Source organism: Burkholderia sp. Bp8998 (genome assembly GCF_003854235.1).
Taxonomy (GTDB): domain Bacteria; phylum Pseudomonadota; class Gammaproteobacteria; order Burkholderiales; family Burkholderiaceae; genus Burkholderia.
The window spans coordinates 12,015-29,804 of sequence record NZ_QTQF01000021.1 but is presented as its reverse complement, the minus strand read 5'-3'; the positions used below and the strand labels follow the sequence as shown (position 1 = coordinate 29,804).

General features: G+C 68.6%; 13 protein-coding genes. 6 read left to right on the top strand and 7 right to left on the bottom strand.

Translation table 11 applies throughout. From position 1 onward, the window contains the following. Positions 1–89: 89 nt before the first annotated feature. Positions 90–3,095 (bottom strand): phosphoenolpyruvate carboxylase, encoded by a 3,006-nt coding sequence (ppc, locus tag DIE06_RS20975; RefSeq protein ID WP_124662993.1) that lies wholly within the window; start codon positions 3,093–3,095, stop codon positions 90–92. Between the two features lie 217 nt (positions 3,096–3,312). Here ppc and hemC point away from each other — a divergent pair, with 217 nt between their 5' ends. Genes hemC through DIE06_RS20960 form a run of 3 tightly spaced genes read left to right on the top strand, consistent with a single transcriptional unit; the run spans position 3,313 to position 7,459 of the window. Further along, positions 3,313–4,299 (top strand): hydroxymethylbilane synthase, encoded by a 987-nt coding sequence (gene hemC, locus DIE06_RS20970; RefSeq protein WP_124662992.1) that lies wholly within the window; start codon positions 3,313–3,315, stop codon positions 4,297–4,299. After that, positions 4,299–6,269, top strand: coding sequence for a fused uroporphyrinogen-III synthase HemD/membrane protein HemX (gene hemDX, locus DIE06_RS20965; RefSeq protein WP_124662991.1), 1,971 nt, complete (start codon positions 4,299–4,301; stop codon positions 6,267–6,269). Before hemC ends, hemDX begins: the two co-directional genes overlap by 1 nt. Positions 6,270–6,271: 2 nt before the next feature. Further along, complete coding sequence (locus DIE06_RS20960) at positions 6,272–7,459, top strand: heme biosynthesis protein HemY (RefSeq protein ID WP_124662990.1); 1,188 nt, start codon at positions 6,272–6,274, stop codon at positions 7,457–7,459. Positions 7,460–7,621: 162 nt separating this feature from the next. Here the strand turns inward: DIE06_RS20960 and DIE06_RS20955 are convergent, their stop codons facing one another. The 3 genes from DIE06_RS20955 to DIE06_RS20945 form a co-directional block, all read right to left on the bottom strand. After that, complete coding sequence (locus DIE06_RS20955) at positions 7,622–8,926, bottom strand: MFS transporter (protein WP_124662989.1); 1,305 nt, start codon at positions 8,924–8,926, stop codon at positions 7,622–7,624. Positions 8,927–9,071: 145 nt separating this feature from the next. Next, positions 9,072–9,830 (bottom strand): SDR family oxidoreductase, encoded by a 759-nt coding sequence (locus tag DIE06_RS20950; protein ID WP_124662988.1) that lies wholly within the window; start codon positions 9,828–9,830, stop codon positions 9,072–9,074. A gap of 65 nt (positions 9,831–9,895) precedes the next feature. Beyond that, the gene (locus DIE06_RS20945) at positions 9,896–11,335 is read right to left on the bottom strand and encodes an aldehyde dehydrogenase family protein (RefSeq protein ID WP_124662987.1); all 1,440 of its coding nucleotides are present in this window, start codon (positions 11,333–11,335) and stop codon (positions 9,896–9,898) included. A 224-nt stretch (positions 11,336–11,559) separates the two neighbouring features. Between DIE06_RS20945 and ppa the strand changes: the two genes are divergently transcribed. Continuing rightward, positions 11,560–12,087, top strand: coding sequence for an inorganic diphosphatase (gene ppa, locus DIE06_RS20940; protein WP_011885693.1), 528 nt, complete (start codon positions 11,560–11,562; stop codon positions 12,085–12,087). Positions 12,088–12,143: 56 nt separating this feature from the next. On the opposite strand, the gene DIE06_RS20935 is transcribed toward ppa, so the two are convergent. Together DIE06_RS20935 and DIE06_RS20930 are read right to left on the bottom strand one after the other, a co-directional pair. After that, positions 12,144–12,803, bottom strand: a complete 660-nt coding sequence (locus DIE06_RS20935) for a GIY-YIG nuclease family protein (RefSeq protein WP_124662986.1) — start codon at positions 12,801–12,803, stop codon at positions 12,144–12,146. 80 nt (positions 12,804–12,883) lie between these two features. Next, the gene (locus tag DIE06_RS20930) at positions 12,884–14,062 is read right to left on the bottom strand and encodes a GNAT family N-acetyltransferase (RefSeq protein WP_124662985.1); all 1,179 of its coding nucleotides are present in this window, start codon (positions 14,060–14,062) and stop codon (positions 12,884–12,886) included. A gap of 109 nt (positions 14,063–14,171) precedes the next feature. Here DIE06_RS20930 and DIE06_RS20925 point away from each other — a divergent pair, with 109 nt between their 5' ends. Further along, complete coding sequence (locus DIE06_RS20925; protein WP_124662984.1) at positions 14,172–15,893, top strand: NAD+ synthase; 1,722 nt, start codon at positions 14,172–14,174, stop codon at positions 15,891–15,893. Positions 15,894–15,983: 90 nt separating this feature from the next. Further along, positions 15,984–16,322: a P-II family nitrogen regulator gene (locus DIE06_RS20920; RefSeq protein WP_006398637.1), complete on the top strand. Its 339-nt coding sequence runs from the start codon at positions 15,984–15,986 to the stop codon at positions 16,320–16,322. A gap of 177 nt (positions 16,323–16,499) precedes the next feature. On the opposite strand, the gene DIE06_RS20915 is transcribed toward DIE06_RS20920, so the two are convergent. Continuing rightward, entirely contained in the window at positions 16,500–17,585 is a 1,086-nt protein-coding gene (locus DIE06_RS20915) for a porin (RefSeq protein ID WP_124662983.1), read from the bottom strand. Between the last annotated feature and the right edge of the window lie 205 nt (positions 17,586–17,790).

Below are 17,790 nucleotides of genomic sequence, written 5' to 3'. Positions count from 1 at the left end.
AAAAAAGCCGCGATACGCGTGCATTGCGTATCGCGGCTTTCGTTTCGCGATGCCGGCGCGGCGCGGGGCAGGCCCGTGCCGCGCGCGGATCAGCCCGTGTTGCGCAGGCCGGCCGCGATCCCGTTGATGGTCAGGTGAATCCCGCGGCGCAGCCGCGCGTTCGTGTCGCCCGCGCGGTGACGCTTGATCAGCTCGACCTGCAGGTGGTTCAACGGATCGAGATACGGGAAGCGGTTCTTGATCGAGCGCGCGAGCAGCGGGTTGGTCGCGAGGCGGCCTTCGTGCCCGGTGATTTCCTCGAGTGCCTGCGACGTGCGCTCCCATTCCGCGACGATCCGCTCGAACACGTGCTTGCGCAGCTTGCGGTCGGCGACCAGCTGCGCGTAGCGCGACGCGACCGCGAGATCGGTCTTCGCGAGCACCATGTCCATGTTCGACAGCAGGTTCGCGAAGAACGGCCAGGTCTTGTTCATCTTCTTGAGCAGCGCGACGCGCTTCGTGCGCTCGACCGCGTCCTGCGCGCCGTCGAGATACGCGCTCACCGCGCTGCCGAAGCCGTACCAGCCCGTCAGCAGCAGCCGGCACTGGCCCCACGAGAAGCCCCACGGAATCGCGCGGAGATCCTCGATCTTGCGGTGCTTCGGATCCTGCAGCTTGCGCGAGGCCGGGCGGCTGCCGATGTTCAGCTCGGCGATCTCGGTGATCGGCGTCGACGAGAAGAAGTAGTCGGTGAAGCCGGGCGTTTCATAGACGAGCGCGCGATACGCCGCCATCGCGGCGTCGGACAGCGTCTGCATCGTGGCTTCGAACGCGGGCAACTGCGCGGGCGCGTTCGATTGCGGCAGCAGCGACGCCTCGAGCGTCGCGGCGACCACCGTCTCGAGGTTGCGCCGGCCGATCTCGGGGTTCGCGAACTTGCTCGCGATCACCTCGCCCTGTTCGGTCAGGCGGATCTGGCCGTTCACGGTGCCCGGCGGCTGCGACAGGATCGCCTGGTAGGTCGGGCCGCCCCCGCGGCCGACCGTGCCGCCGCGGCCGTGGAACAGGCGCAGCGTGATCTTGCGGTCGCGGAACAGGTCGACGAGCGCGAGTTCCGCACGATACAGCTCCCAGTTCGACGTCAGGAAGCCGCCGTCCTTGTTGCTGTCCGAGTAGCCGAGCATCACTTCCTGCTCGGCACCCTGGTGCGCGATCACCGCGTCGACGCCCGGCAGTGCGAAGTATTCGCGCATGATGCGCGCGGCGTCGCGCAGGTCGGGGATCGTCTCGAACAGCGGAATCACCATCAGGCCGTTCTTCGCATGGCCGCCGAGCACGCCGTCGAGCAGGCCCGTTTCCTTCTGCAGCAGCAGCACCTCGACGAGGTCGCTGACGGTTTCCGTGTGCGAGATGATGTAGTTGCGCACAGCACGCGCGCCGAACTGCGCGCGCACCTCGCGGGCCTTCTCGAACACGCCGAGCTCGCTCTGCGCGAGCGCCGAGTATTCGAGGTACGGCGAGCGCAGCGGGCGCGGATCGGCGAGCGCGGCCAGCAGCACGCGCAGCTTGTCCTCCTCGGCGAGCGCCGCGTAGTCGGCTTCGACACTAGCGCGCGCGAACAGCTCGGCGACCACGGCTTCGTGGATGTCCGAGCTCTGGCGCAGGTCGATGCTCGCGAGGTGGAAGCCGAACACCTCGGCCGCGCGCACGAGCGGCGTGAGGCGCGGTGCGGCGAGCGACGCGCCGTGGTGTTCGTCGAGCGACGCGGTCAGCACCTTCAGGTCGGCGACGAACGCTTCGGAATCCGCATACGGAATCGCGCGCACGGGCGGTGCGCCGCGGCCCGCGCTGCGCACCGGCACCGTGCCTTCGCCGAGCCGCACGCGCGCGCTCGCGGCGAGCCGCGTATAGATGCCGATCAGCGCGCGGCGATACGGTTCGTCGACGCGGTGCGGCGACTGGTCGGGCGATGCGGCGGCGAGCGCCTTCACGGCGTCGTTCGCGCCGACCAGCAGGTTCGACACCGACAGCTCGGCGCCGAGCTTGTGCACCTGTTCCAGATAGTGTTCGAAGATCACCGCGGCCTGGCGGTTGATCGCTTCGTCGAGCGTCGGGGCGGTCACGTTCGGGTTGCCGTCGCGATCGCCGCCGATCCAGCTGCCCATCTGGAAGAACGCCGGCACGCGCGCGGACAGGCCGTGCTCGGCGAGCGCGGCCTCGATGTCGCCGTACAGCGCGGGCAGTTCGTCGAGGAACGTCGCGCGGTAGTACGACAGCGCGTTCTCGATCTCGTCGCCGACCGTCAGGCGCGAGTCGCGCAACATGCGGGTCTGCCACAGCGCGGTCACGCGCGCGCGCAGCATCGATTCGTTGTACGCGCGTTCGCGCGCCGTCAGCGGCTGGTCGCGCTCGGCGAGCAGGCGCGCGATGTCGTGCTGCGCGTCGAGGATGCTCTTGCGCTGCACTTCGGTCGGGTGCGCGGTCAGCACCGGCACGATCAGCGCATCGTCGAAGAAGCGCTGCAGCAGGCGCTTCGACGCGTTGCCGGTCGTCTTCAGCTGCTCGAGCGCGTATGCGACGGTGCCGGGCTGCGGCGCGGAGCCGGCCAGCGCGTGGATGCGGCGGCGGCGGTTGTGGTGGCGGTCTTCCGCGATGTTCGCGAGGTGCGAGAAATAGCTGAACGCGCGCACGACGCTCACCGTCTGCTCCGGCGTCAGCTTGCGCAGCTTCTTCTCGAGCGTCTGCGCGGCCTCGCTGTCGTCCTCGCGGCGAAACTTCACCGCGGTCTGGCGAATCGTCTCGACGACGTCGAACACGGTGTCGCCTTCCTGTTCGCGCACCACGTCGCCGAGCAGGCGGCCGAGGTAGCGGATGTCCTCGAACAGCGGACCGTCCTTGTCCTCGCGCGTGCGGGTGCCGGGCTTCGCCGCGCCGGTCTTGCGGGCAGCCGGGCCGGCGGGCTTGATCGCGCGTTTTGTCTGACGTATCGGGTCTTTCGGTTTCGTTGCCGTTTTCGCACGGCCGTTCGCGGCGGTGGCGAGGGTGCCCGTCGGGGCGTCGGGGGAGGGCAAGGCAGCATTGCGGCGCACGGTACGCGCCGATCCGGAAGACTTCACGATGGGTTTCCTTGCGAAAGCTCGAGTCAAAAGGGACTGCGGGGACTGCGGAAACTACGGGAACTGCGGTCAAGCAACCAGCTGGGTGCGGCACATCCGCGCATCGGTGTCGCCGCTCGCGCCGAAGCACGGCGGGCGCAGGCTCCGGGCCCGGGCGGGCCGAAGCGTGCGTGCTACCATTGTTCGATCTTCAATCCCGTCCTTCGATGTTCCAGCAATGAATTCCGAGACTCTTTCGGCATCCGCCCCCGCGACGCTGACGATTGCTTCGCGCGAGAGCCGCCTGGCGATGTGGCAAGCCGAACACGTGCGTGATGCGCTGCGCAAATTATATCCAGCTTGTGACGTGAAAATCCTCGGGATGACGACCCGTGGCGATCAGATTCTCGATCGGACGCTGTCGAAGGTCGGCGGCAAGGGCCTGTTCGTGAAGGAGCTGGAGAATGCGCTTGCCGACGGCCGCGCCGACCTGGCCGTGCATTCGCTGAAGGACGTGCCGATGGCGCTGCCCGACGGCTTCGCGCTCACCGCGATCATGGCGCGCGAGGATCCGCGCGACGCATTCGTGTCGAACGACTACGCGTCGCTCGACGCGCTGCCGGCCGGCGCGGTCGTCGGCACGTCGAGCCTGCGCCGCGAGGCGATGCTGCGTGCGCGTTATCCGCACTTGAACGTGCTGCCGCTGCGCGGCAACCTCGACACGCGCCTGTCGAAGCTCGATCGCGGCGATTACGCGGCGATCATTCTTGCGGCCGCTGGCCTGAAGCGTCTTGGCCTCGAAACGCGGATCCGTGCACTGATCGACGTCGAGGACAGCCCGCCGGCCGCCGGCCAGGGCGCGCTCGGCATCGAGATCGCCGCGCACCGCACGGACGTCGCCGGATGGCTCGCGCCGCTGCACGACCCGCAGACCGCGCTCGCGGTCGAGGCCGAGCGGATGGTGTCGCGCGCGCTCGGCGGCAGCTGCGAGGTGCCGCTTGCCGCGCACGCGGTGTGGCGCGCGGGCGAGTTGTACCTGACGGGCCGCGTGTCGACGACCGACGGCCAGCGCGTGCTGACCGCCGAGGAGTGCGGCGCCGTCATGACCGTCGCCGACGCGCTCGCGCTCGGCCGCGCGGTGTCCGACGAGCTCGAGGCGCAGGGCGCGCTCGACATCGTCAAGGCACTGCTCGCCGGCTCGCAGGCCGGCAAGGGCGACGCCTGATGGCGGGCGGCGCGCGCGTGTTCACCGCCGTCCTGACGCGCCCGGACGGCCAGTCGGCCGCGCTCGCGGCCCAGCTGGCCGACGCCGGTTGCGACGTGCTCGAATTCCCGCTGATCGACATCGCGCCGGTCGACGATCCGGCGCCGCTCGACGCCGCGTTCGCGGCGCTCGCCGACTACGCGCTCGTGATCTTCGTGTCGCCGAACGCGATCGACCGCGCGCTCGCGCAGTACGGTGCGATCTGGCCGAATGCGCTGCCGGTCGGCGTCGTCGGCCCCGGCAGCGTCGCGGCGCTCGAGCGCCACGGCATCGCGGCGCCCGCGCATCGCGTGATCGCGCCGCAGGCGCCCGCCGACGGCGGCGTCCCGCATTACGATTCGGAAAGCCTGTTCGCGAGCATCGAGACCGCGTTCGGCGGCACGCCGGCGCTGGCGGGCAAGCGCGTGCTGATCGTGCGCGGCGACGGCGGGCGCGAATGGCTCGCCGAGCGGCTGCGCGAAGCCGGCGCGGACGTCACGCTCGCCGCCGCGTATCGACGCGTCGTGCCCGAGCCACGCATCGGCGCGTGGGAGCGCGTGCATGCGCTGCTCGCCGGCGCGCCGCACGCGTGGCTCGTCACGAGCTCGGAGGGCGTGCGCAACCTGCACGAACTCGCGCGCACGCACCTGAACGACGCCGAGATCGACGCGCTGAAGCATGCGCCGCTCGTGACGCCGCACCCGCGCATCGAGCAGACCGCGCGCGCACTGGGTTTTGATAGGATTACGCTGACCGGCGCGGGCGATGAGCGCATCGTCCGCGCGTTTCGAACGATGGCCGACGAGGCCGTCCAACCGGCGACAGCCGCACCGGTGACTAAACGCATGACAGATACCAACGATTCCAAAAGCGTCGCTTCCCAGCCGGCCGCTGCATCCGCACCGCCGTCCCGTCCTGCCTATATGGGCGCCGAACCGCCCGCGCGCCGCGGCGGCAGCGCGGCGCTGTGGTTCGTCGTCGTCGTGCTCGGCTGCGCGGCGGGCGTCGGCGGCTATGCGCTGAACCGCAAGGTCGACCGGCTCGACGATTCGTTCGTCGCACGCCAGAAGGCGCTCGATGCGCAGACGGCCGAAACCCGCATGAAGACCGAGCAGGCGCTCGCGGGCACGCACCAGGTCGACACGCAACTCGCGCAGCTCGACGGCAAGCTCGCCGACGCGCAGAGCGCGCAGCAGGCGCTGCAGCAGCAATACCAGGATCTGTCGCGCAACCGCGATGCGTGGATGCTCGAGGAAGTCGACCAGATGCTGTCGAGCGCGAGCCAGCAGCTGCAGCTCACCGGCAACACGCAGCTCGCGCTGATCGCGCTGCAGAATGCCGATGCGCGCCTCGCGACGTCGCAGAGCGCGCAGGCCGTCACGGTGCGCAAGGCGCTCGCGCAGGACATCGAGACGCTGAAGGCCGCGCCGTCGGCCGACCTCACGGGCCTCGCGATCAAGCTCGACGACGCGATCGCGAAGATCGACGCGCTGCCGCTGTCGGGTGAGGCGATCGTCCCGCACGCGGCGCCGAAGGCCGCGCCGGCCGACGCCGCGTCGCCGGTGGCAGCCGACACGCCGCGCTGGAAGGTGTGGTGGCATGACTTCTCGGCCGGGCTCGGCGAGCAGCTGAAGGGCCTCGTGCAGGTGCGCCGGATCGACAATGCCGACGCGATGCTCGCGTCGCCCGACCAGGGCTACTTCGTGCGTGAGAACGTGAAGCTGCGCCTGCTCACCGCGCGGCTGTCGCTGCTCGCACGTAACGACGGCGCGATGAGGGCCGACCTGCACGCCGCGCAGGCGTCGCTCGGCAAGTATTTCGACCAGGCATCGAAGGATACGCAATCCGTCGAGGACTTGCTCAAGCAGGTCGACGGCGCATCGCTGACGGTCGCGGTGCCGAATCTGAACACGAGCCTGAACGCCGTTCAGCAGTTCAAGAGCCGGGGGTAACGATGACGCTTCGAGGAATCGTCTGGCTCGCGATCCTGTTCGCGATCGCTGCGGCACTCGCCACCGTCGGCCATTTCGACGCGGGGCAGGTGCTGCTCGTCTATCCGCCGTACCGGATCGACGTGTCGCTGAACCTGTTCGTGATCGCCATCGTCGTGCTGTTCATCGTCGTGTACGCGCTGCTGCGCATCGTGCGCAACATCTGGCGCATGCCGCAGCGGGTCGCCGCCTATCGTGCGCGTTCGCGCAACGAGAAGGCGCAGGCGTCGCTGCGCGATGCGATCGCGAACCTGTACGCGGGCCGCTTCTCGCGTGCCGAGAAGGCCGCGCGCGACGCGCTCGCGGTCGACGCGAACCAGGGTGCCGCGAGTCTCGTCGCGGCCACCGCCGCGCACCGGATGCACGAGTACACGCGCCGCGACGACTGGCTGTCGAAGGTCGACGCGCCCGAGTGGCAGGATGCACGGCTGCTCGCCGCGGCCGACATGCGCGCGGATGCGCGCGATGCCGACGGCGCGCTCGCCGCGCTGGCCGACCTGCAGGCGGGCGGCAAGCGCATCCACGCGCAGCAGGTCGCGCTGCGCGCGCAGCAGCAGTTGAAGAACTGGGCCGAGGTGCTGAAGCTCGCGAAGGCGCTCGAGAAGCGCGAGGCGCTGCATCCGGCCGCGGCTGTCCGGTTGCGCCAGCAAGCGGCGGAGAATCTGCTGCGCGAACGCCGGCACGACCCGGACGCGCTGCTCGAGGTGTGGCAGTCGTTGTCGCCGCTCGAACGCCAGTCGCCGCGCCTGGCCGATCTCGCGGCCGACCTGCTGGTGGCGCTCGAGCGTCGCACCGAAGCGCGTCGCATCGTCGAGGACGCGCTCGCGCACAACTGGGATGCGCGCCTGCTGCGCCGCTATCCGGACACGGCCGGCGGCGATGCGCTGCCGCTGATCCAGAAGGCCGAAGGGTGGAAGAAGGATCACCCGGACGATGCCGACCTGCTGTTCGCGCTCGGCCGTCTCTGCCAGCAGCAGCAGCTGTGGGGCAAGGCGCAGTCGTTCCTCGAAGCCGCGCTGAAGCAGGCCGACAACGAGGCGCTGAAGGTGCGTGCGCACCGTGCGCTCGCCCGCCTGTTCGAGCATCTCGGCGAAACCGACAAGGCGGCGAAGCACTACCGCGAAAGCGCGCTCGCGATCACCGTGGTCTGACGCGGCGGCGCTTGCCCGCCGCGCGTAAAAAAGCCCCGAACGCCGGATGGCCTTCGGGGCTTTTCTCATTGGGTCCCGGCTTGCCGGGCCGGACGCGCTGCGTGCGGAGCCGGCGCGGCAGGCCGTCCTCGTTCGCGACGAACCCCACCGCTGCGCGTCGCGTCACTTGTCGACGAGCCGCTTCGGCACCGACAGCGCGAGCAGCCCGCCGAGCACGAGAAACCCGGCGAGCATGTACATGCCCGCGTCGTTGGCGCCCGTCGCCTGCTTGAGCCAGCCCATCAGGTACGGGCTCAGGAAGCCCGCGAGGTTGCCGATCGAGTTGATCATCGCGATGCCCGCCGCGGCAGCCGTGCCGCCGAGAAACGCGGTCGGCAGGCTCCAGAACAGCGGCAGCGTCGTCAGGATGCCCATCGTCGCGAGCGTGAGCCCGAGCATCGCGAGCGCCGTCTGGTGCGCCCAGATCACCGACAGCACGAGTCCGAGCGCACCGAACGCGGCCGGAATCGCAAGGTGCCAGCGTCGTTCGCGGCGCTTGTCCGCGCTGCGCGCGATCAGGATCATCGCGACCACCGCCGCCGCATACGGAATCGCCGACAGCAGGCCGATCATGAACGTGTCGGTCACGCCGGTCGCCTTGATGATCGTCGGCAGCCAGAAGCCGACGCCGTACAGCCCCATCACGAACGAGAAGTAGATGAGCGCCATCAGCCACACGCGCGGGCTCGCCATCACCGCGCCTAGCGGCAGGTCTTCCTTGGTCGCTTCCTCCGCGTCGACGTTGCGCGCGAGCAGCGCCTTTTCGTCGTCGGTGAGCCATTTGGCCTTCGCGATCCGGTCGTCGAGCGCGAAGAACACCAGCACGCCGGCCAGCACCGACGGGATCCCTTCGAGCAGGAACAGCCATTGCCAGCCGTGCCAGCCGCTCACACCGTTGAACGCCTTCAGGATGAAGCCGGAGATCGGGCCGCCGATCACGCCGGACAGCGCGACGGCCGTCATGAAGAACGTCGTCATCCGGCCGCGCCGGTGCGCGGGATACCAGTAGGTGAGGTACAGGATCACGCCGGGGAAGAAGCCGGCTTCGGCGACGCCGAGCAGGAAGCGCATCACGTAGAACATCGCGGGCGTCGTGACGAACATCGTCAGGATCGAGATCACGCCCCACGTCGCCATGATGCGCGCGATCCAGACGCGCGCGCCGACCTTGTGCAGGATGATGTTGCTCGGGACTTCGAACAGGAAGTACCCGAAGAAGAAGATCCCGGCGCCGAGCCCGTAGACCGTGTCGCTGAGATTCAGGTCGCTCGCCATCTGCAGCTTCGCGAAGCCGACGTTCACGCGGTCGAGATACGCGACCACGTAGCACAGCAGCAGGAGCGGCGTGAGCCGCCAGGACACCTTGCGGTAGGTTGCTTCCTCGAATGCGCCGGACGAGCCCGGCAGCGACTGCGTCGATGTTGCCATGTTGTCTCCTGTCATTTCTTGTCTTGTCTTGTCATGGACCGGATCGGGCGCGCAGGCGACCGATCCGGTGTCGTACGAGCAATGCCGATGCGTGGATGCGGCGCCGGCCGGCGAAGCCGGCGCGGCGCAAATCACGGCCGTGCGGTTAGATGCAGCGCCCGCCGTCGACTTCGAGACAGACGCCGGTGATGAACTCGGCTTCGTCGGATGCGAGGTACAGCGCTGCGTTCGCGATGTCCTGCGGCGTCGAGAAGCGGCCGAGCGGAATCGTCGCCAGGAACCGGCGGCGATTCTCCGGCGTGTCCTCGCAGCCCATGAACTCGGTCATCAGGCCCGTCTCGCCGAGCACCGGGTTGATGCAGTTCACGCGGATCCGGTCGGCGCCGAGCTCGGCCGCGAGCGACTTGCTCGCGGTGATCATCGCGCCCTTCGTGCTGTTGTACCAGACGAGGCCCGGGCGCGGCCGCACGCCGGCCGTCGACGCGACGTTCACGAACACGCCGCCGCCCTGCGTGCGGAAATACGGAACGAAGATCTGCACGCTCCAGAACAGGCTCTTCATGTTGACGGCGTACACGCGGTCGAACTCGGCTTCGGTCACGTCGAGCACCGGCTTGTTGCGGTGCGTGGTGCCGGCGTTGTTCACGACGATCTGCACCGAATGGAAATCGTCGAGCGAGGCCTGCAGCAGCGCGCGCCAGTCGTCGTCTTTCGATACGTCGCCCGCGACCGCGATCGCCTTGCCGCCCGCCAGCGCGATCTCGCTCGCGACGCGCTCGGCCGCCGCACCGTTCAGGTCGTTGACGACGACGTTCGCGCCTTCGCGCGCATAGGTCTTCGCGATGCCTTCGCCGAAGCCCGAACCGCCGCCCGTGACGATGGCCGTCTTGCCGCTCAACCGCATGGTGTGTCTCCTGTGTTGGAAGAATGCCGGGTGTTTCGCCGCGCGGCCGGTCGGGTTCGTCTGGTTCAGCCGTGCCGGATCGCGATCGTCTTCAGCGTCGTGAAGCCGTACAGCGCCTCGAAGCCTTTCTCGCGGCCGTGACCCGAGTGGCCGACGCCGCCGAACGGCAGCTCGACGCCGCCGCCCGCGCCGTAGTTGTTGATGAACACCTGTCCTGCACGCAGGCGGCGCGCGAGACGCAGCTGGCGCGCGCCGTCGCGGGTCCAGATGCCCGCGACGAGGCCGTACGGCGTGCCGTTCGCGAGTGCGACCGCTTCGTCTTCGTCGACGAACCGCATCGCGGCAAGCACCGGGCCGAACACTTCCTCCTGCGCGAGCCGGTGCGACGGCGGCACGTCGCGCAGCAGCGCGGGCGCCTGGTAGAAGCCGCTTTCGGGCGCATCGGCGACGACCTGGCCGTGCCCGGCCATCGGAATGCCGTCGTGCTGCGCGTCGGACAGGAAATCCCACACGCGCTGTTGCTGCTTCGCATTGATCAGCGGGCCGCAATCGAGATCCGCGCGGCTCGGGCCGACCCGCAGCCCGTTGAAGGCGGTGGCGAGCCGTTCGACGAGCGGCTCGTAGACCGCCCGCTCGATCAGCACGCGGCTGCCGGCCGAACAGGTCTGCCCGCCGTTCTGCACGATCGCCGACACGAGCACCGGCAGCGCCGCCTCGAGATCGGCATCGGCGAACACGATCTGCGGCGACTTGCCGCCGAGCTCGAGCGTGACGGGCACGTGGTTCTCCGCGGCCATCTGCGTGACCAGCTTGCCGGTCGCGGGCGAACCCGTAAACGAGATGTGGTCGATGCCGGGATGGCGCGCGAGCGCGGCGCCGGCTTCATGGCCGTAGCCGGTGACGACGTTGAGCGCACCGGCCGGCAGCCCGGCTTCGGCGGCCAGTTCGGCCACGCGCAGCACCGACAGGCACGCATCCTCGGCCGGTTTCACGACGCATGCATTGCCGGCCGCAAGCGCCGCGCCGACGCTGCGCCCGAAGATCTGCATCGGGTAGTTCCACGGCACGATGTGGCCGGTGACGCCGTGCGGCTCGCGCACCGTCAGCACCGTGTAGCCGGCCTGATAGGGAAGGGTTTCGCCGTGCAGTTTGTCGGCGGCGCCTGCGTAGAACTCGAAGTAGCGCGCGAGCGCGGCGGCGTCGGCGCGAGCCTGTTTCAGCGGCTTGCCGGTGTCGCGCGCCTCGATCGCGGCGAGTTCCTCGAGATGGTCGGCGACGCGCGCCGACAGCCGCATCAGCACGCGGCCGCGCTCCGCGGCGCTCGCCGCGCCCCACGGGCCCGCGAACGCGTCGCGGGCCGCGGCGACCGCGCGCTCGATGTCGGGCGCCGTGCCGCGCGCGATCGACGCGAACGCCTGGCCGTCGGACGGATCGACGACCGGAATCGTCTCCAGTTGCGCCGGCAACGTCCATTCGCCCGCGATGAAGTGCTTCGCTTCTTCCATGCCTGCTCCTGTCTTCGCGTTCGCGGCATCGTGCCTGCGCACCGCTGCCGGATCACGCTGCGTCGGGTTCGGTGGCCGGACATCCGGAACGATTATCGCGCCGATCGTCATCCGGACGCCACCGGTCGATTGGCTATAATGGCGCATTCCCTGCGGGGACGCCCGCGGCGGTGCATCGGCCGCGGCGCCCTGTCCCGAATTCCCATCGACCAACAGAGAGCGCTATGAGCTTCAATCATGTTCCGGCCGGCAAGGACCTGCCGCACGATTTCAACGTGATCATCGAGATCCCCGCGCAAAGCGATCCGGTGAAGTACGAGGCGGACAAGGAGCTGGGTCTCCTCGTCGTCGACCGTTTCATCGGTACCGGCATGCGCTACCCGGTGAACTACGGCTACATCCCGCAGACGCTGTCGGGCGACGGCGATCCGGTCGACGTGCTGGTGATCACGCCGTTCCCGCTGCTGGCCGGCTCGATCGTGCGTTCGCGCGTGCTCGGCATGCTGCAGATGACCGACGAGTCGGGCGTCGACGCGAAGCTGGTCGCCGTGCCGCACGACAAGGTCTGCCCGATGACGGCGAACCTGAAGTCGATCGACGACGTGCCCGAGTACCTGAAGGACCAGATCAAGCACTTCTTCGAGCAATACAAGGCGCTCGAGAAGGGCAAGTGGGTGAAGGTCGAAGGCTGGGCCGGCATCGACGCCGCGCACAAGGAAATCGCCGACGGCGCCGCGAACTACAAGAAGTAAGCCGGCGGACCGGCCTCACGGCCGGTTCGATCGGAACACCAACCGCGCGTGTCTCCTCAGGAGGCCGCGCGGTTTTGTTTTGTGCGCTGCGTGGCGCGGGTGGTGGCTTTCTTGCGGGAGGGAGCGGGCAGGGTGTTCGCACTCGGTGCGGCCTTCGCGCGTTTCGCACCCGTTGCGCGGCGCGCGGGGGCAGCGACGGCCTGGATGAGTTTGGCCGCGGCCTTTGCCGGCTTTGGCGCCGTTGCGGCGCGTCCGGGCTTCTCGGTTTTCGTGGCCTTGGACCTTGTTCCGGCAGTTCCCGTCTTCGCGGCTTTCCCGACGGCCTTTTCCGTGTCGGCCGGCTGCGTCGCCATGTCGGCACGCTTCGCCTTCACCTTCACGTTCTTCTTTTCGCGTGTGCCGTCCTGCAGCCCGGCGTCATCGACGTTTCCGTCGATCGACATCCCGGCCGGCAACACCGATTCGAGCGTCCGGATCCCGGCCGCCAGTTCTCGCTTTTGCGCGGCCGTGAGCCGCTTCACCCAGTACTCGGCGCGCGACGCGATCGACCGGTCGGGCAGCGGGAACGACGCGAGCACCGTGCGCGGCTTGCGCGAGCGTGTGTAGCGCGCGCCCTTGCCGGATGCATGCTCGTCGAAGCGCGCGGCGACGTCGGTCGTGATGCCCGTGTAGACGCTGTCGTCGGCGCACTCGATCAGATACAGAAACCAGGACATGGGAAGGCGGCGGGATGCGAAGCCGCCAGTGTCTCAGAAATGGCGGCGGCCGCCGCGAAAGACGCGATGCGCGCGAGCCGTCACGTGCCGCGCCGGAACGGATCGTGTTCGCGCAACTCGTCGACGTACGCGTGGATATGCTCGGTCTCGCGTTCGAGAAAGCGCGCGACCGCATCGGCAAACGCCGGGTGCGCGAGCCAGTGCGCGGAATGCGTGACGGTCGGCAGGAAGCCGCGCGCGAGCTTGTGCTCGCCTTGCGCACCGCCCTCGAACGTGTCGAGTCCGGCCTCGATGCAGAACTCGAGCAACTGGTAGTAGGCCGTTTCGAAATGCAGGCAGGGCACGTGTTCGAGCGCGCCCCAGTAGCGGCCGTACAGCGTGCCGCCGCTGCCGTTCGCACCGCGACGGTAGACCGCGAGCGAGCTCGCGATCGGCTGTCCGTCGGCTTCGGCGATCACGAGCAGCAGGTTCTCCGGCATCGTCGCGCCGATCGTGCGGAAGAAGTCGAGATTCAGGTACGGGCTCGAATAGTGCTCGCGGTAGGTCTGCCGGTAGCAGCGCGAGAAGAAGCGCCAGTCTGCGTCGGTGATCTGCTCACCGGCGAGGCGCCGGAACGTGACGCCGGCATCGCGCACCTTGCGCCGTTCCGCGCGGATGTTCTTGCGCTTCTTCTGTTCGAGCGTGCCGAGGAAGTCGTCGAAGTCGCGGTAGCCGTCGTTGAGCCAGTGGAACTGCACGCCTTCGCGCAACATCATTCCCATCGACTCGAGCAGTCGCGCTTCGTCGCCGGTCGGGAACAGCACGTGCAGCGACGACACGTCGCTCTGCTCGGCGAACGCGAGCAGCGTGGCCGCGAGCTGGCGGCGCGCGTCATCGTTGGCCGCGAGCAGGCGCGTGCCCTGCACGGGCGTGAACGGCACCGCGCACAGCAGCTTCGGGTAGTAGGGCAGGTTGTTGCGCTGGTACGCGTCGGCCCACGCCCAGTCGAACACGTATTCGCCGTACGAATGCTGCTTCGCGTAGACGGGCGCGGCGGCCGCGAGCCGGCCCGTGCGCGCGTCGGTCAGCGTGACGAAGTGCGGCGACCAGCCGGTGTCGTCGACCGCGCAGCGCGCGACGTGCAGCGCGTCGAGGAATTCGTGGCGCAGGAACGGCGTCGGCTGCGCGTCGCGTTCGAGCAGCGCGTTCCATTCGTCGGCCGGTACCTCCGCGGGGGACGACAGGATGCCCGTGCGATAATCGATGCGTTCGTGTTTCAAGCGTGAATCCGTACTGTTGGATGCCGCCGGATGCGTGCCGCCGTGGCCCGCGTCCGGGACGATTTCGTCAGCCGTTCAGGGCGCGCCGCCGGGCTGCGCCGATCCCGTCATGAAGACCCGACTCGCTCTCGCCCAGATCAACGTCACCGTCGGCGATTTCGCCGGCAACGTCGCGCGAATCGTCGCGGCCGCCCGCGCCGCGCACGACGATGGTGCGCACCTGATGATCGCGCCCGAACTCGCGCTGTCCGGCTATCCGCCGGAAGACCTGCTGCTGCGGCCCGCGTTCTACTCGGCGGCGGCCGCCGCGCTCGACGCGCTCGCCGATGCGCTGCGTGCGTTCGACGGGCTCGCGGTGCTGGTCGGTCATCCGCTGCGGAGCGCGGGCGCCGATGCGCCGGGCGGCGATCCGCACGCGCCAGCCGTCGATGGTAATGCAAACCGCCCGATCGAGCGCGGCGTGCCGCCGAGCGACACCTACAACGCGGTGTCGCTGATCGTCGGCGGCGAGATCGTCGGCACCTACCGCAAGCAGGACCTGCCGAACGCCGACGTGTTCGACGAGAAGCGCTACTTCGCGACGGACACCGAGCCGCTCGTGTTCGAGCTGAACGGCGTCAAATACGGCGTGATCATCTGCGAGGACGCATGGCATGCGTCGGCCGCGCAGATCGCGAAGGCCGCCGGCGCACAGGTGCTGCTGATCCCGAACGGTTCGCCGTACCACATGAACAAGGAAGCGCTGCGCATCGACATCCTGCGCGCGCGGATCCGCGAAACCGGGCTGCCGATGGTCTACGTGAACCTCGTCGGCGGCCAGGACGAGCTCGTGTTCGACGGCGGCTCGTTCGTGCTCGACGCGCAGGGCACGCTCGTCGCGAAGATGCCGCAGTTCGACGAAGGGCACGCGATCGTCGAGTTCGACGGGGCACGCCCGCTGCCCGGCGCGATCGCGCCCGAACTGCCGGTCGACGCGCAAGTCTATCGCGCGCTCGTGACCGGTGTGCGCGACTACATCGGCAAGAACGGCTTTCCCGGCGTGCTGATCGGGCTGTCGGGGGGTGTCGACTCGGCGCTGGTGCTCGCGGTCGCCTGCGACGCGCTCGGGCCCGAGCGCGTCCGCGCGGTGATGATGCCGTCGCGCTACACGGCCGACATCTCGACCACCGACGCGGCGGAAATGGCGCGGCGCGTCGGCGTGCGCTACGACGAGATCGCGATCGCGCCAATGTTCGACGCGTTCCGGGAGGCGCTCGCGGGCGAATTCGCGGGCCGCGCGGAGGACGCGACGGAAGAGAACATCCAGGCGCGCATCCGCGGCACGCTGCTGATGGCGCTGTCGAACAAGTTCGGCTCGATCGTGCTGACGACCGGCAACAAGAGCGAGATGGCGGTCGGCTACTGCACGCTGTACGGCGACATGGCCGGCGGCTTCGCGGTGATCAAGGACATTGCGAAGACGCTGGTCTACCGGCTGTGCCGCTATCGCAATGCCACTGCAGACTACGGGCTGCGCGACGTGATCCCCGAGCGGATCCTGACGCGTGCGCCGTCGGCCGAGCTGCGCGAGAACCAGACGGACCAGGACAGTCTGCCGCCGTACGACGTGCTCGACGCGATCATGCGGATGTACATGGAGGAGGACCGGCCGCTCGCGGAGATCGTCGCGGCCGGTTATGCGGAGGCCGACGTCGCGCGCGTGACGCGGCTCATCAAGATCAACGAGTACAAGCGCCGCCAGGCGCCGATCGGCATTCGCGTCACGCATCGCGCATTCGGGCGCGACTGGCGCTATCCGATCACGTCACGCTTTACCGAACGTCTCGACTGAGCCGTGCCGGGCCGCACGCGGCTGGCCGGCTTACGGCTTACAATCGGGATCGCGATTTTGCATCCAAACGAGCATCGAGGGACAACCATCATGAAACGCATCACCGCCATCATCAAGCCGTTCAAGCTGGACGAAGTCCGCGAAGCGCTCGCCGAAGTCGGCCTCACCGGCCTGACGGTGACGGAAGTGAAGGGCTTCGGCCGCCAGAAAGGGCACACCGAGCTGTATCGCGGCGCCGAATACGTGGTCGACTTCCTGCCGAAGATGAAGATCGAGGTGGTCGTCGCGGAAGCGCAGGTCGACCAGGTGATCGACGCGGTGATCGGCGCGGCGCGCACGGGCAAGATCGGCGACGGCAAGATCTTCGTGTCGGACGTCGAGCGCGTGATCCGCATCCGCACCGGCGAAGAGAACGAAGCGGCGGTCTGAGCGCCGCATTCGGCCGATGCGGTCGATCGGGCCGATTGGGTCGATCGGGCCGCGGATCGCACGATCCCGGCCCGCCAATAAAAAACGGTGCGGATACCCGGGTGGGTACCGCACCGATACGCGCCTCTCGCAGCAGCGTGGAAAGTGTTGTCGAATCGTTCTCTGGACGGCGCCTGATCAGAACAGGTGCTGGATGCCGGCGTAGACGCCGGTCTGGCTGCCGCCCGGATGCGGGTTGCCGGTCGACACGGCGGTGCCTGCACCGTTCGCGTTCAGGCCGAAGTTCGCGGTCTTGCTGTTGCGCACCGTCGCGACCTGCATGTCGAACAGCGTGCGCTTCGAGATGTTGTACGAACCGCCGACCGTGTAGATGTTCGCGTTGCCGCCGCCGTGGTTGGCGTTCACGTGGTACACGGCCGCGATCAGCGCTGCCGCCGGCGTTGCCTGCCACGTCACGCCGCCCCAGACCTGCTGGGTGCCGGTGATGCCGTTGTTGACGGCCGGGCCGCCGCTGCCGTCCGCGTGCGACGCCTGGTAGGCGGCTTGCAGCTTGAACTGGCCGAGGAACACGTTCGCGCCCGCGAAGTATTCACGCGAGTAGTTGAACACGTCGGAGAAGCGGCCGTTGCTGTCGCGCGTTTCGTCGTAGATGCCGCGCAACTGGAACAGCGAGTTCGTGTACGTGATTTGCGCGCCGGCTGCACGGCCCGGCTGGCCGGCCGTCGTGTTGCCGTTGAAGCTGGTCGAGTTCGAGAACGCGAACTGGCCGTAGAAGTCGAGGCCGTAGAACTGCGGCGACTGGTACGACACGTTGTTGCTGGTCTTGTTCCAGTTGCGGCCGCGCACCAGCGATGCCGACGACCAGCTCGACTGGCCCAGCGGATCGAAGTCCCACACGCCGTTCGCGATCGCGAGTTCGCGACCCAGCAGCAGCGTACCGTAGCGGTCGTTCGAAATGCCGACGGTCGCGAAACGATCCCAGATCGAGCCGCTCGTGCCGAGCCCGCCGGTCATCGTGTTGAACGCGCCTTCCAGGTGGAACAGGACCTTGTTGCCGTCACCGATGTCCTCGCTGCCCTTCAAGCCCCACAGGCTCGTGCCCCAGTCGCCGCTTTCCGCGCGCACTTGGTGGCCGTTCTGCAGGCCGTTCAGGTACTCGAGGCCGGCATCCAGGCGACCATACAGCGTAACGCTGCTCTGCGCGTGCGCCGTAACCACCCCAGCAGCCATCAGCGCGGCCGCGACCAAAGCTTTCTTCATCATCTCCTCCATACCCTGTCAAAAAGTCAACCCAGACTGCACGAGATGCCCGGCACAGCGAGCGCCGGGCAAAAGCGAAAAGCGGGATAACCAGGGAGACCTCGTGCAGGGCCGGTAGGCGTGGCACGCGGGCAAGCGGACGGAACACCGTTGAGCGGTCCCGCGCTGCCGGGTCGGCTTGCGGGTCTCCTTGTTATATCGTGAAGCT